Source organism: Flavobacterium sp. P3_A6, from assembly GCF_056403035.1.
In genome coordinates this window covers 33,943-48,524 of sequence record NZ_JBFUGG010000019.1, presented here as the reverse complement: position 1 = coordinate 48,524, position 14,582 = coordinate 33,943, and the positions used below count along the sequence as shown (strand labels likewise).

12 protein-coding genes and 1 tRNA gene are annotated in these 14,582 nt (G+C 33.7%); 4 read left to right on the top strand and 9 right to left on the bottom strand.

All coding sequences use genetic code 11. From position 1 onward, the window contains the following. Nucleotides 1–36: 36 nt before the first annotated feature. The 5 genes from AC1DVP_RS16395 to AC1DVP_RS16375 form a co-directional block, all read right to left on the bottom strand. Complete coding sequence (locus tag AC1DVP_RS16395) at nucleotides 37–1,830, bottom strand: chloride channel protein (RefSeq protein WP_477184562.1); 1,794 nt, start codon at nucleotides 1,828–1,830, stop codon at nucleotides 37–39. 58 nt (nucleotides 1,831–1,888) lie between these two features. Beyond that, nucleotides 1,889–3,052, bottom strand: coding sequence for a S1 family peptidase (locus tag AC1DVP_RS16390; RefSeq protein WP_477184561.1), 1,164 nt, complete (start codon nucleotides 3,050–3,052; stop codon nucleotides 1,889–1,891). A 114-nt stretch (nucleotides 3,053–3,166) separates the two neighbouring features. Further along, nucleotides 3,167–3,853 (bottom strand): DNA alkylation repair protein, encoded by a 687-nt coding sequence (locus AC1DVP_RS16385; protein ID WP_477184560.1) that lies wholly within the window; start codon nucleotides 3,851–3,853, stop codon nucleotides 3,167–3,169. A gap of 41 nt (nucleotides 3,854–3,894) precedes the next feature. Continuing rightward, nucleotides 3,895–5,574, bottom strand: coding sequence for a gamma-glutamyltransferase (gene ggt / locus AC1DVP_RS16380; RefSeq protein WP_477184559.1), 1,680 nt, complete (start codon nucleotides 5,572–5,574; stop codon nucleotides 3,895–3,897). Continuing rightward, nucleotides 5,571–6,155, bottom strand: coding sequence for an acyl carrier protein phosphodiesterase (locus tag AC1DVP_RS16375; RefSeq protein ID WP_477184558.1), 585 nt, complete (start codon nucleotides 6,153–6,155; stop codon nucleotides 5,571–5,573). Before AC1DVP_RS16375 ends, ggt begins: the two co-directional genes overlap by 4 nt. A 283-nt stretch (nucleotides 6,156–6,438) precedes the next feature. Between AC1DVP_RS16375 and glmM the strand changes: the two genes are divergently transcribed. Further along, nucleotides 6,439–7,827 carry a phosphoglucosamine mutase gene (gene glmM, locus AC1DVP_RS16370; RefSeq protein WP_477184557.1) on the top strand — a complete coding sequence of 463 codons (1,389 nt, stop codon included), beginning with the start codon at nucleotides 6,439–6,441 and terminating at the stop codon, nucleotides 7,825–7,827. Between the two features lie 41 nt (nucleotides 7,828–7,868). Here the strand turns inward: glmM and AC1DVP_RS16365 are convergent. Then, a tRNA-Pro gene (locus tag AC1DVP_RS16365) sits at nucleotides 7,869–7,942 on the bottom strand. A 312-nt stretch (nucleotides 7,943–8,254) separates the two neighbouring features. Between AC1DVP_RS16365 and AC1DVP_RS16360 the strand changes: the two genes are divergently transcribed. Further along, on the top strand, nucleotides 8,255–9,742 hold the full coding sequence (locus AC1DVP_RS16360) for an aminotransferase class V-fold PLP-dependent enzyme (RefSeq protein ID WP_477184556.1): 1,488 nt from the start codon (nucleotides 8,255–8,257) through the stop codon (nucleotides 9,740–9,742). Between the two features lie 84 nt (nucleotides 9,743–9,826). On the opposite strand, the gene AC1DVP_RS16355 is transcribed toward AC1DVP_RS16360, so the two are convergent. Beyond that, nucleotides 9,827–10,705: a lysophospholipid acyltransferase family protein gene (locus tag AC1DVP_RS16355; RefSeq protein ID WP_477184555.1), complete on the bottom strand. Its 879-nt coding sequence runs from the start codon at nucleotides 10,703–10,705 to the stop codon at nucleotides 9,827–9,829. 93 nt (nucleotides 10,706–10,798) lie between these two features. Further along, entirely contained in the window at nucleotides 10,799–11,668 is an 870-nt protein-coding gene (locus tag AC1DVP_RS16350; protein ID WP_477184554.1) for a lysophospholipid acyltransferase family protein, read from the bottom strand. A gap of 194 nt (nucleotides 11,669–11,862) precedes the next feature. Here AC1DVP_RS16350 and AC1DVP_RS16345 point away from each other — a divergent pair, with 194 nt between their 5' ends. Both AC1DVP_RS16345 and AC1DVP_RS16340 read left to right on the top strand, forming a co-directional pair. Further along, a complete protein-coding gene (locus AC1DVP_RS16345; protein ID WP_477184553.1) occupies nucleotides 11,863–12,501 on the top strand; it encodes a rhomboid family intramembrane serine protease in 639 nt (212 codons plus the stop codon). Between the two features lie 24 nt (nucleotides 12,502–12,525). After that, the gene (locus AC1DVP_RS16340; RefSeq protein ID WP_477184552.1) at nucleotides 12,526–13,215 is read left to right on the top strand and encodes an SIMPL domain-containing protein; all 690 of its coding nucleotides are present in this window, start codon (nucleotides 12,526–12,528) and stop codon (nucleotides 13,213–13,215) included. A 123-nt stretch (nucleotides 13,216–13,338) separates the two neighbouring features. Here the strand turns inward: AC1DVP_RS16340 and AC1DVP_RS16335 are convergent, their stop codons facing one another. After that, on the bottom strand, nucleotides 13,339–14,277 hold the full coding sequence (locus AC1DVP_RS16335; RefSeq protein ID WP_477184551.1) for a ring-cleaving dioxygenase: 939 nt from the start codon (nucleotides 14,275–14,277) through the stop codon (nucleotides 13,339–13,341). Between the last annotated feature and the right edge of the window lie 305 nt (nucleotides 14,278–14,582).

Here is a 14,582-nt window from a genome sequence, read left to right as displayed (position 1 = left end):
ACAGTACGGAAGATTCTGTTAAAAAAGGAATATATTTTATTCTATGGTCATCGATTTTAACTTAGTTCTATAGGCTTCAAGAGCGATAGATTTGGATATAAAACCATAATATTTATCATCACTTATTACAGGAAGAAAGGCTTTTTTGGACGATTCAAATTTATTCATGACAATTTCCATACTATTAGAAGGGTTTACAATAGCAACTGGCTGTACCATAATTTCTTTGATTAAAGTGTATTTCACTCGATATGGATTGAAAATAATTTCCCGAATATCATTGAAATGAACAATACCTAACAGTTTTTTGTCTAAAGAAACAACAGGAAAAATAACCTGATTGGAATGAGAAATCAAATCAACTAGTTTTTCAAGAGTCTCATCAGGTGAAATTGTTAAATAATCGGTTTGAATGATGGAATTAGTATTTAATGTACTAAGCACGTTTGTGTCTTTATTGCTGGTAAATGCGTGCCCTTTTTTGGCAAGACTCTTGACATCCAAAGAATGCACCTCAAATCGCTTTGAAATGGCAAAACTAATGGAAGACACGATCATAAGAGGAATCATTAAGCCATAACCTCCAGTAATTTCAGCGATTAAGAAAATTGCAGTCAATGGCGCATGAAATAATCCGCTCAAAATACCAGCCATTCCAACCATAGTAAAATTACCTATTGGCAAATGGGTTAAGCCTGTTGAATTTAATAATTTTGAAAAGAAAAAACCAACATAAGAACCTAGAAACAGGGAAGGAGCAAAATTGCCGCCATTACCGCCGCTTCCAAGAGTTATTCCGGTAGCAAAAGCTTTCAATAGAAACGAACATCCCACAAAAGCCAATAAAGCCCAGCTATTATCTCTAAATCCCCTAAAAAGAGTGTTTTCTAATAATTCACCAGGATCGTTTTCAGATAATGTTCTGATGCTTTCATATCCTTCGCCAAAAAGTGTTGGAAAAATAAATATCATAAGTGCTAAAATGGATGCTCCGATAAAAGCTTTCTTATAAAGGGATAGCCTCATATGTCCAAAGAAATGCTCTGTTTTTTGAAAATTTCTAGCATAGAATATGGCTGTAAATCCAGTGCTTACGCCAAGAAGGATATAATAAGGAATATTGTGGTAATTAAAGGTCTGCTTGCTTGTGAAATTTAACAAAATGGTTTCATCTAAGGCTATTGCAGATACTAAAGCTCCTGTAGCAGCGGCAATCATTATTGGTGTAAAAGCCGAAATACTGACATCAACTAGTAAAACTTCAACAGCAAATAAAACGCCTGCAATTGGAGCATTAAAAGCAGCTGCTATTCCAGCCGCAACACCACAGCCTATAAGCAAAGTTCTGTCTTTATAATGCAGTTTGTATCTTTGGGCATAGTTGGAACCAAATGCCGCGCCAGTAACCACAATGGGACTTTCAAGACCCGCCGAACCTCCCAAACCCACAGTAAGCGAACTTGTCATGATTTGGGCATACATCTGTTTTTTTGGAATGATGCTCGCTTTTTTAGCTACAGCATATAAAATTTGTGAGGTACCTTTTTCAATAGTTCCTCCCAAAAACCGTTTTACGACAAATACTGTAAGCATGATGCCAATTACAGGCAACATTATTTTGAGCAAACCTATCTTAAAAAGATTCGTATGTATAGTCACATAAGTAGCAAACTTAAATACCCAGTGAGCAAATGTTTTTAAAACAATAACAGCAATGGCCGAAGATATTCCAACTAAAACACTTGATAAAAAAATAAATTGCTTTGGTGTTAAAGCCGACTGTGCTAAAACAATCAGGAACTCAATTTTTGAAAAAAGCTTTTTAAACATTGCTGTTTTAATATTGGTTTATCACAAAAATAAGTTTTTTTGCTTAAAAAAAGCTGAATTATTCCACCAAAGACATAGCGTGTTTTGCAACAATCCCAAAATTATACCCTTGAGCTTCATCATAACCTGCATAATTGATGGCGATAAGCTGTCCGCATTCATTAAATACTGGCGAACCGCTGGCACCATGAGTAGAAGTCACGTTATATTGTACACTTACGCCATCTGATTCCTTATTGATTTGGCCTTCATAAACTTGCACTTTTATCCCTCTGCGGGTATTTGCCAGCTGCAGACCCATTGGGTAGCCAATTAAAATTGCATTGGTTCCTGGTTTTATACTGGAGTCATCTTGCACAGCATTATCCAAATCAACAATATCAGATACGGAATCAGGTAATTTTTCACTTGTAAGCTGTAAAACGGCTACATCAACTTCATCACTATCGGCAATTTTAATGACTTTACATTGTAGCCAATCATCTTTTGAACCGTGCAAAGCGACGCTTACTTCAACTGTTTTAGGGACAATTTCGATATCTTCCAATTTAGTGTATACAATTTGGCTTGTTACAGCTTTTTCTTCTGATTTATTCTCTGATATCAAATCATTTACTTCATTATTTACGCTTGAGGAATCAACATTTGCAACAGTAGCTTCTTTAGCGGGAATTTCTCCTTCTTCTTCAGAATAATCTCCTTCTTCTTCACCTCCATAATAATCATTCCAATGCAATTCAAGATAACTTTTGTAATCTTTTTTGTCAATTGAATCCGGGAGAACTGTTACGATATGATTTTTTAATTCGCTAAAATTATCATCTTTGGTTTCGTTATACTTCCAAGGTTCGGCAACGTGATGATTGGTAACTATTTTCCCGTCTTCTGAAACGAAAAATCCTGTTCCTGAAATTGTTTTTTCTTCAAATGAGTTGTCCTCAACTTCAATTTGGAATGGTTCAGACCCCTTGATGGAAATTTGTAATGCATAAGTGTGTTTGACAAGAACTACTGCATCTTTGTATTTTTCATAAATTTGAGTTTGATTATTGAGGCAAACCACTTCTTTTTTATTGAATTTAGCCCAAACGCGGGGAATAATGATTATTCCCAGTACAATTAGCACGCCAGCGATTAATGCAATTTTTTTGTTTTTGGATTTGTTATTGTTTTGCAATTTACTTGCTTCGTTCATTCCTTCAGAAGTCTGATTATTTAGCATTTTATTGTTTTTTTGGAAACAAATTTAATAAAACTAAACGCACTAAATAGTAACAATTTTATTTTAATTGAAAATATTATTAACAAAAAAAATACCCAAAAAAAGGTACTGTTGTTATAAATTTTTCAAGGCTTCTTTTTCGCTTAATTTTTTCAGATTGGATACTAATACAAAATCCTTTACGGCTTCGGGATTTGTTTTGGCATATTCCCGCAATGCCCAGCCAATTGCTTTTTGAATAAAAAAATCAGTTGACATTTTGTGCTTATCACAAACCAATTTCAATAAGTCAAAATTTGTTCTTTCTTTATAGCCCAGCTGAAAAAGAATGGCGCTTCTATTAAGCCACATATTATCTGAATTTGAGAAGCGGGAAATAACATTATCGGTTTCTAAAGGAAATTGCTGCAAATATTCTCCTAAAATAAATTTAGCAATAACATCAACACTGTCCCACCAAGAGTTTGTGATTATGAGAGTTTCTATAAGCTGAATATCTTCTTTCTGATACTTGTTTTTGAGGTTTTTTACTAAAATTTCTATGGCGCAATAATGCAATTCCCTTTCTTTTTTAGAGAACAATAAGAAAGCTATTTGTCGTGGGTTATCAAAAATTTCTTTTTGGTTTTCAGTCCAAACAGTTTTAAAAATCTGTCTTCTTTTCTCAGTTTTTATTCCAAAGAAGAAAAAGTTATCTTTCATGTATTTTGACATGGCAACAGCGTTTTCAGCATTGCAGTTTTCTTCGAACGCTTTTTCTAAAGAGGATATAAAATTTATAGAGTAAAAAATCAATAACATTAACAATATCAATGGCAATATCAATAAAAAAAATCTAAATTCTAAAACCCAACCGCTTTGTCATCACCTCTATAATCTGCTCCACCTTCCATTTTTCCGTCAGGCAAAACCAAGACAGCATCTACTTTACCAATTACAGGAGTTGTTTTTTCATTGATGATATATCCTTTGGATTTTAATTTTTCAAAAGTGTTTGTTTCAAAAGTATTGGGTTCGAACGTAATCACATCCGGTAGCCATTGATGATGAAATCTGGGGGCATTTACAGCTTCCTGCATCCCTAAATTGTATTCATAAACATTGAGAATCGTCTGCAAAACCGAAGTGATGATGGTGGAACCGCCCGGCGACCCGACAACCATAAAAAGCTTTCCGTTTTTTTCAACAATCGTGGGCGTCATGGAACTCAGCATTCTTTTTTGCGGAGCAATGCTGTTGGCTTCATTTCCGACCAAACCAAACATATTGGGTTCACCGGGTTTGGCACTAAAATCATCCATTTCATTGTTTAAAAAAAAGCCCAACTCATCACAATAATATTTTGAACCATACGCGTCATTTAAGGTTGTAGTTGCTGCAACCGCATTCCCAAAAGAATCAACAATGGAGTAATGCGTAGTTTCGGTGCTTTCATTATAAGTTACCTTTCCTTGTTTAATTTCAGAGGATAAAGAGGCTTTATCTAAATTAAAACTTAACATTCTTTCTTTTAAATAATCATCAGCCATCAAAGCTTTCAAAGGTATTTTTACAAAATCGGGATCTCCCAAAAAATAACTTCTGTCGGCATAAGCACGTCTTTCAGCTTCAACAATTACTTGAATCGATTCAGCCGAATTATGTCCCTTTTGGGATAAATTGTATGTTTCTATCATTTTTAAAATCTGAGCCAGACAAATACCGCCACTGCTTGGTGGTGACATCGAAATGACTTTCAAATCCTTGTAATTAAAGGTTAAAGGAGTTCTCCATTTGGCTTCATATTTGGATAAATCCTTCATTGTTATAATTCCGCCTTTTTCTTGGAGGTATTTAATCAAAATTTTTGCTGTCGGTCCTTTGTAAAACTCATTTTTTCCATTTTTAGCAATTCTTTTTAATGTTTTTGCCAAAGCGGGATATTTGATGGTGTCGTTTTGTTTGTAAATTGTAGCAAATTTGGTTTTTTCACCATTCGCCTTAATGATAGAGGCTCTATAACTATTGAGTTTGGCTTCTTCTTTTTGAGTTACAATCACACCTTTTTCGGCCAATGCAATAACGGGTTTCAAAATTTCAGACATTGGCATTGAACCGTATTTTTCGTGAACGGCAAAAACGCCGGCTATGGTTCCTGGAACGCCAATTGCAAGCGGGCTCTCGGTACTTTCCCCTTTAATTATCTTTCCGTCTTTGTCAAGAAACATATTTTTGGTTGCTGCCAAAGGTGCTTTTTCACGATAATCCAACGAACCAACTTCTCCATTTGCTTTGCGGAATACCATAAATCCGCCACCGCCAATATTGCCTGCGTATGGATAAGCTACCGCCAATGCCAGTTCGGTCGCAATCATGGCATCAAAGGCATTTCCGCCTTTTTGCATAATTTCTGCACCAATTTTAGAAGCTTCTTCACGAGCCGAAACCACTATGGCTTTGTCAGCGATAAGACCAGTGACAGCTTTGGTTTGAGCAAAACAATAGGTATTTAAGATAAGGATCAGCAGTATTATTTTTTTCATAATAATTGTAGTTTTTGGCGTGACTCCATTCTGATGTCTTCAAAAAAAGTGGTGAATTCTTGTTCAAATTCGGTGTAATATTCAATAAGCTCATTAGACGAAAACCGCATTTTGGACTCGTTTTTTGTTCGGTTATCCATCTGGCTAAGGATTCTGCTTATTCCTTCAACAGTTTGGTAACTTAACAGCCAATTAAACTCGATCATATTTGGCATTATTCCTTTGGTCCTTTCCGATAAAAATTCATAATTGTTCTGTAGCGATTGGTAAAAGCGATTAGTGAAATCTGTCAGACTTTCATCTGAATAATTATTCCAGTTTTTGGCCAAAAAATGATCATAAAACACATCGGTTATCACGCCGGCATAATGATGGTAGTTGTAGTGCAAACGTTTGGTGCTCTTCCTAAAAACGGGATGAGCATCGGTGTAAGTATCAATAAAACGATGCAGAATAATTCCCTTTTGTATTTCCAAAGGATAAGTTTCAAACTGTTTTCCTCTAATGCCGTCAGCCATAAAATTCCCGATTTTTATCAAATCATTGTTTCCGGATAAATAGATGTGAGCAAGGAAGTTCATTGGGATTTTAGATTGAAGATTAACGATTTCTGATTTTTGATTTTAAAATCAAGTCTGAAGATATTTGTAGTCGATCGTCATTTGATAAAGATATAAAAAAATAATCAACGCTTTTTAAAAGAATAGCAACTCAAAATTCATTTCCTTTTTAAAATTTACTTCCTAATAAAGACATAAACTTTTTTATATTTGTCAGAAATAAAATAATACGAAAAATTTTGATTGCAAAGTGAAAATCTGCAATCAAAAATCGCTAATCAAAAATCAAAAATCATAATTCATAATGACATTAATAAAATCAATATCCGGAATTCGCGGAACAATAGGAGGAAAAGTAGGTGACAATTTAACCCCGGTTGATGCTGTAAAATTTGCTTCGGCATATGGAACTTGGCTTAAAAACTATTCTAAAAAAGATAAGTTAACGGTTGTAGTAGGCCGTGATGCCCGAATTTCGGGACCTATGATTCACAATTTGGTTATCAATACGCTTATCGGTTTAGGGATTGATGTCATAGATTTAGGTTTATCGACAACACCAACAGTTGAAATAGCAGTTCCATTGGAAAAAGCGGACGGAGGTATTATTTTGACGGCTTCTCATAATCCAAAACAATGGAATGCTTTGAAATTATTGAATGAAAAAGGAGAATTTTTGAGCGGTGCAGCAGGAGAAAAAATTCTTGAGATCGCCGAAGCCGAAGCTTTTGATTTTTCAGATGTGGACAGTTTGGGCGAAATCACTATAAATGATGCTTATATGGACATTCATATCGATGAAGTATTGAACTTACCATTGGTAGATGTTGAAGCAGTAAAAGCGGCAAAATTTAAAGTTGTTGTGGATGGCGTAAATTCATCAGGAGGAATCATTATTCCGAGATTATTAGAATTGATGGGGGTTGAAGTAGTAAAATTATACTGTGAACCAAACGGCCATTTTCCTCACAATCCAGAACCTTTGAAGGAACACTTAACGGATATTTCGGAGTTGGTGGTTAAAGAAAAAGCGCATTTGGGAGTTGTTGTTGATCCAGATGTAGACCGTTTGGCTTTTATTAGCGAAGACGGTGAAATGTTTGGAGAAGAATATACTTTGGTTGCTTGTGCCGATTATGTTTTGAGTAAAACTCCAGGGAATACGGTTTCGAATATGTCCTCTTCACGTGCATTGCGCGATGTGACCAACAAACACAACGGAAGTTACGAAGCCAGTGCAGTAGGCGAAGTGAATGTAGTGGAACTGATGAAGAAAAACAATGCAATCATTGGAGGAGAAGGAAATGGCGGGATTATTTACCCAGAATCACATTATGGCCGTGACAGCATGGTGGGTGTGGCTTTGTTCCTTACTCATTTGGCCAATAAAAAAATGTCGGTTTCGGCTTTGCGTGCTTCATATCCTGAATATTATATGAGCAAAAATAAAATTGAGTTGACGCCACAAATTGATGTTGATGCGATTCTTGTTGCAATGACTGAGAAATATAAAAATGACGATATCACCACAATAGACGGAGTTAAAATTGACTTTGCCGAAAACTGGGTACATTTGAGAAAATCAAATACAGAACCAATTATCCGTATTTATACCGAAGCGTCCAGTCAGAAATTGGCAGATGATTTGGCTTTACGGATTATAGATGAAATAAAAGCTGTAGCTGGAATTTAAAACACAAAAAAACCGACTCTTGTCGGTTTTTTTATGTTTAGTCGGGATGACTGGATTCGAACCAGCGACCCCTAGCACCCCATGCTAGTACGCTGCCAGACTGCGCTACATCCCGATTTTTCGATTGCAAATATATTTTTTTGCTTAAAATAAAAAAAAGTTTAAGACTTGTTTTTCTAAACATTAAAAAAATTCTACATATTTGGAAGCTGAAAAATTGGGTCTTTTTTATAATCTATAAGCCAAATAGGGTAAATAGATGATTTGTTTAAATGCCTATTTTTGTGAATATTTATCAGAAATTTAAAGTTATGGAAGATTAATTTGATAATAATTATCATTTGTCGTTATTAAAATTATAAAAACGCAAAATTTGAAATTTAAATTAGATMAAAAATCAATATATTTGAATCCAAATTAAATTAAAATGATTTCAACAAAAGTTACAACACAGCTAGAACAATATTTTCAGCAATTTAGAGATAACATTATAGGAATTGAACAAGAGTTTGAATCACCTTATGGCCAGCAAAAAATTATCTATACCGATTGGACTGCAAGCGGCCGTTTGTATCGTCCCATCGAAGAAAAATTGATGAATGAATTTGGCCCTTTTGTTGCCAATACGCATACCGAAACAACTGTTTCTGGAACAGCAATGACCAAGGCTTATCATTATGCACGGCATATTATTAAGCATCATGTAAATGCTGATTCTAATGATRTTTTAATTACGGATGGAACAGGAATGACAGGTGTAGTAAATAAATTTCAGCGTATATTAGGACTAAAAGTTCCTGAAAATCTAACAGAATATTTCAATATGCCAGCCGAAAAAAAGCCAATTGTTTTTATTTCGCACATGGAGCATCATTCTAATCAAACCTCATGGCTGGAAACTATTGCCGATGTTGAAGTGATTCCATCATGTGAAGAAGGTCTTTTTAGTCTTGACAATCTTACCGCTTTATTAGAAAAACACAAGGATAGAGCTTATAAAATTGCTTCGATAACTTCCTGTTCAAATGTGACAGGAATTAAAACGCCATACCATGAAGCAGCAAAACTTATGCACGAACACAATGGTGTATGCTTTGTAGATTTTGCCTGTTCTGGACCTTACGTAAAAATAGATATGCATCCCAAAGATCCAGAATCTTATCTGGATGCTATTTTCTTTTCTCCGCATAAATTTTTGGGAGGCCCCGGTACTTCCGGAGTTTTAGTTTTTAATAAAAAATTATATCACAATATGGTGCCCGATTGTCCTGGCGGCGGAACTGTTTCTTGGACAAACCCATGGGGAGAGCATAAATATTTAGACAATATAGAAGATAGGGAAGATGGCGGTACTCCAGGCTTTCTGCAGGTTATTAAAACTGCTTTGGCAATTCAATTGAAAGAGCAAATGGGAATCGAAAATATTCTTAAGCGCGAACACGAAATTGTAGAATATGTTTTTGATGCATTGGGAAGTATCCTGAATATAAAGATTCTTGCTGGGCAGCATCATGACCGTTTGGGAGTTATTTCATTTTTTGTTGAAGATCTGCATTTTAATCTGGGCGTAAAATTATTGAACGATAAATTTGGTATCCAAACTCGCGGAGGATGCAGCTGCGCTGGAACTTACGGACATTTTTTATTACATGTGGATCAGGAAGCTTCCAATAAATTAATTGATGAAATCAGTTTGGGAGATTTAATCAGAAAACCGGGCTGGATCAGGATGTCAATACATCCAACTACAACAACTGCTGAAATTGAATATGTATGCGACAGCATAAAATCCTTAGCAGAAAATCATAAAAGCTGGTCATTGGATTATGATTATGATAAAGAAACTAATGAATTTGTTCATAAAAGTGCACTAGCCTTTGAAGATGCATTAGTTAAAAATTGGTTTGCTTTTTAAAATTAAGAAGCTGAGAAACTATCGATATGAAAAAACACCTTTTCAAGTTAGTACTTTTGAAAAGGTGTTTTTTAATCTAAAATCTTAAATATTCTCTCTTCTGTATTTCCATCTTTTATGTGTCCATAAATAGAATTCAGGAGCTTCGTATATTTGTTTTTCTAAAAGTTTTAAATATTGGTCAGTAAGTTCAAAGTTTGGAACTTCTTTTGGATTGTCCGAAAGGAGTTCAAGAGTTGCTTCATAATGGCCGCGCTTAATTTTTTTAGTATTCAAATAAATTAAATTCATATTGTATCTTTTCGATAGCATTTCGGCACCAACATGAACAGGTACTTCAATTCCCATGAACGTTGACCAATGTACAGCTGCTTTTGCCTTAGGAGACTGGTCACTGGCAAAACCGTACAAAGACAAAACATTGTTTTTATTATTTTTAATTATTGTAGGTACAGTTTGTTTTGTTGTAATCAATTTGGCATTGAATCTAGAACGGATTTTATGGACTAATTTATCAAAATACGGATTCTTTATCTGTTTGTAAATTCCATATCCTGCAATGTCTGAATAATAATTCATTGAGATAATCCATTCATAACTGGCATAATGAGAGCATATAATAGCAATACTTTTTCCTTGCTTTTCAATCTCTTTATACATATCTATGTTTTTGAAAACAAATCTTTTGCATATTTCCTCTTTAGAAATATTCATTGTTTTTATCATTTCCAGAAACATATCACACATATGATGATAGAATTTTTTTTCTATAACTAAGCGCTCTTTGTCTGTTAATTTTGGAAGTGCCAAGGCTAGATTCTCACGAACGGTTTTTTTGCGGTACCCAATAATTCTGTAAACAAAGAAATAAACGATATCAGAAAATAGGTATAGTAATCTAAAAGGAAGCATTGATATACCCCAGATTAGGGGATAGGCAAGTAGATATATAAGGTACTGCATGTAGTCAAAATTTATACAAAGATAAATAATAATATTTTCTTTATATTCTTTCAAATTCAGAATTCCTTGTACGATTTAATTTGTATTGAAACTCTATCTTTTATGCTTCCATCTTTTATGAGTCCATAAATAATATTCAGGAGTTTCATAAATTTGCTGTTCTACAAGTTTTATGAACTGGTCTGTAATTTCATAATTTGGCACATCTTTGGCGTTTTCAGAAAGAACTTCCATAGTAGCTTCATAATAACCGCGCTTTACTTTTTTAGTTTTAAGAAAAATAACATTCATGTCATATTTTTTGGACAGCATTTCGGCCCCCGTATGGACAGGAACTTCAATTCCCATAAATTTTGCCCAGTGGTAGGCACAGTTTTCTTTTGGAGATTGATCACTTGCAAATCCATAAACAGATAATGTTTTGTTTCTGCAATTATTTGAGATGGTAGGTATTGTTTCTTTTGTATTTATTAAGTGTGCATTAAATTTTGAACGAATGCTGTGTATTAATTTGTCAAAATATGGGTTTTTTATTTGCTTATAAATTCCAAAACTTTTAAATTTTGTATAATAATTCATTGACATAACCCATTCATAACTGGCATAATGAGCACACATTATAGCAATGCTTTTTTCTTTTGTCTCTAAATCTGCATAGACTTCAAAATTTTTAAAAACATATCTTTTGCAGATTTCTTCTTTGGAAATGTTCATTGTTTTTATCATTTCCAGAAACATATCGCATAAATGATGGTAGAATTTCTTCTCAATAATCAATCGTTCTTTATTTGATAAATGAGGTAAAGTCAAGATGAGATTAGCACGTACTGTTTTTTTTCTATAGCCAATAATTCGGTATAAAACTATATAAACAAAATCTGAAAAAAGATATAAAAATGGAAAGGGGAGCATTGAAATACACCATAAAAAAGGGTAAACAATTAGGTAAACAAGGTATTTCATTCTATTAATTTCGCCAAATATAGGGTATTAATTTGCGTTTAAATGTTCTTTAAGATTTATTTAATCATTTAGTTATATATTGATGTTAAATCCTTTTTAAAAATAAGAATTACCTTTAATTCATTACTGACAGCGGCATTTTCCAAGTAAATATTAGTTAGCTTTACAGCAAATTTTAAAAAACGCATTTATTTATGAATATCATTTTGATTGCAATTATTGTTGCTAATGTATTAATCAGTTATAAAGGATTTAATGACTTTTCTTTTTTTAGAAGATATGAATTTCATGTAGGGAGCATACGTGCAGGAGAACAAATCAGAATGCTTTCGTCAGGTTTTCTGCATGCTGATATGGGGCATTTATTATTCAATATGCTGACGCTTTATTTTTTTGCACCAGTGGTTTTTAGTTTTTTGGGAAGCTTTTCATTTTTTATGGTTTATTTTGGAAGCTTAATCTTTGGGAGTTTACTAACAATGACATTCCATAAAAATGATTATGGCTATAGAGCGGTTGGTGCTTCGGGTGCGGTAACAGGTATACTGTACTCCGCTATTTTACTGCAGCCAGATATGATGTTGGGTCTTTATTTTATTATTCCTATTCCTGCTTATTTATTCGGAATTTTATATTTATTATATTCAATTTATGGCATGAGAGCCAAAAATGACAACATAGGCCATACAGCTCATTTTGGAGGGGCAATAGGAGGATATCTGATTACGCTGTTGAGAAATCCTGAATTAATACAAGAACATACCTTAATGACCATTTTATTAGCAATTCCTATTATTATTTTATTTGGAATGGCAAAAACGGGTAAACTCTAAAATAATAATTTAAATTTAATAAGTATGAAAAAATCAATTGCAATCTTAGTCTGTTTTTTTACTGTGCTGACTTATAGCCAAGAAGTAAAACTAATTCCTCAAATAAATGTTTCGGGTGAAGGAAAAATAAAAACAGTGCCAGATCAAGTTACTATCTCTGCTACAGTAGAGACAAAAGGCACGAATGCCAAAGATGTAAAAAAGCAAAATGATCAGCAAATGGAAGCAGTTTTGAAATTAGTCAAAAATATGAATTTGCCTTCAGCAGATTATAAAACAAAAAGAGTTTCCCTGAACCCGCAGTATGATTATGAAAAAAAGAAACATACCTATAACGCGACACAAACTATTGAAATTTTGTTGAGAGATTTGTCAAAGTATGATGAATTAATGGAAGGATTGGTTGATCAAGGAATTAATCGAATTGACAATGTTACTTTTCAATCGTCAAAGTTAGCACAATATCAAGCGGATGCCCGCAAACAGGCTATGAAAGACGCCAAAATGAAAGCAGAGGACTATGTGTCTATTTTAGGACAAAAAGCGGGCGCAGCAATAACTATTACGGATAATACGCAAATCTACTATCCTCAGCCCGTGTATGCGATGAAATCGATGGCAACGGAAGCTGATAGTGCCTCTCCAAGACAAACAATGGCTGTTGGGGAAATTGAAATTACTGCCAATGTAAGTGTCAGTTTTAAATTAGAATAAGTTTTAAAAAATCTTAGAAATTCAAAAAGAGGCTGTCCGAAAAGTAATTTTCGGACAGCCTCTTAAAGTTTTGTTAGATATAAAAATGTAGTTTTATCTAAAACCACACTTTTTTAAAAAGAATTAATTAATTTTTACCAAATGTGCTTCAATAGCAGCTCTGTCTGACTCGTACTGTGCAGGAAGTTTTAAGTTTTGACCTAATTCTTCTAAGCTTTCATCTACTGTAAATCCTGGATTATCAGTAGCAATTTCAAATAAAACTCCTCCTGGTTCTCTAAAATAAAGAGAGTGAAAATATTGTCTATCTATCTGTGGTGTAATAGACAATCCGTATTCTTCTATTTTTTCACGGAAGTGCATTAAAATCTCATCATTTTGAACTCTAAAAGCTATGTGATGAACAGTTCCGTTTGCTCCTAAACCGCGTTTTTCTTCCGGCAATTCTACTAAGTCAACAATTGCAGCATTTTCTACAGCATCAGTTGCATAACGGTAACGGTTTACATCTTGTTCAATCAATTTATAACCAAATATTTCGGTTAAGATTGCTGCCGTTGCTTTTATGCTGTTTAAGGTCAAAGTGATGTTGTGGAAACCTTTTGTAGCCACATCTGCTTTTATTTCATCTGTTTCCCAAGGTTTTCTGTTATCGTCTGTTTTAGATTCAATTAACTCTAATTTTAATCCGTCAGGGTCTAAGAAAGTAAGATGTTTTTCGCTGAATTTTTCAGATGGCTTATTGTAAATTACATTATGTTCTTCAAAACGTTTCTGCCAGAAATCAAGACTTCCTTTTGGTACAGAATACCCAATTTCTGTTGCCATTCCTGAACCTTTTCTTCCTTGCTGAATTCCTTCTCCCCAAGGGAAGAAAGTTAAGATAGTTCCTGCGCTCCCCACTTCATTACCAAAATAAAAATGGTATGTTCCCGGGTCGTCAAAATTTACTGTTTTTTTAATGAAACGTAATCCTAATATGTTGGAGTAAAAGTTGAAATTGCGTTTTGCGTCACCTGCAATTGCAGTAATATGGTGTAAGCCTAAAATTTTATTTTCCATGGTTTTTATATGTATTAAATTGTTATTCATTTTCTTTTACAAATTTACGTCTGTTATAGCTCTGCATCGATTAATCTAGATTAAGAAGTAAAAAGCCGTTCAATTTTCATTTGTCAATTAATAATCAAATAAGATTCCAAGTGTGTTAATATGTTGTAAATTAAATATTTAATCTTGTGTGTTGAATTTTAATACTACGATATATCGTAATTTTATGAATTGTAATTGTTTTATTTAAAAAACCGATAGTAATTAAATTAAGGCAATTTTTTAAATTTACCTTATTACCACATTAAAATACCGCC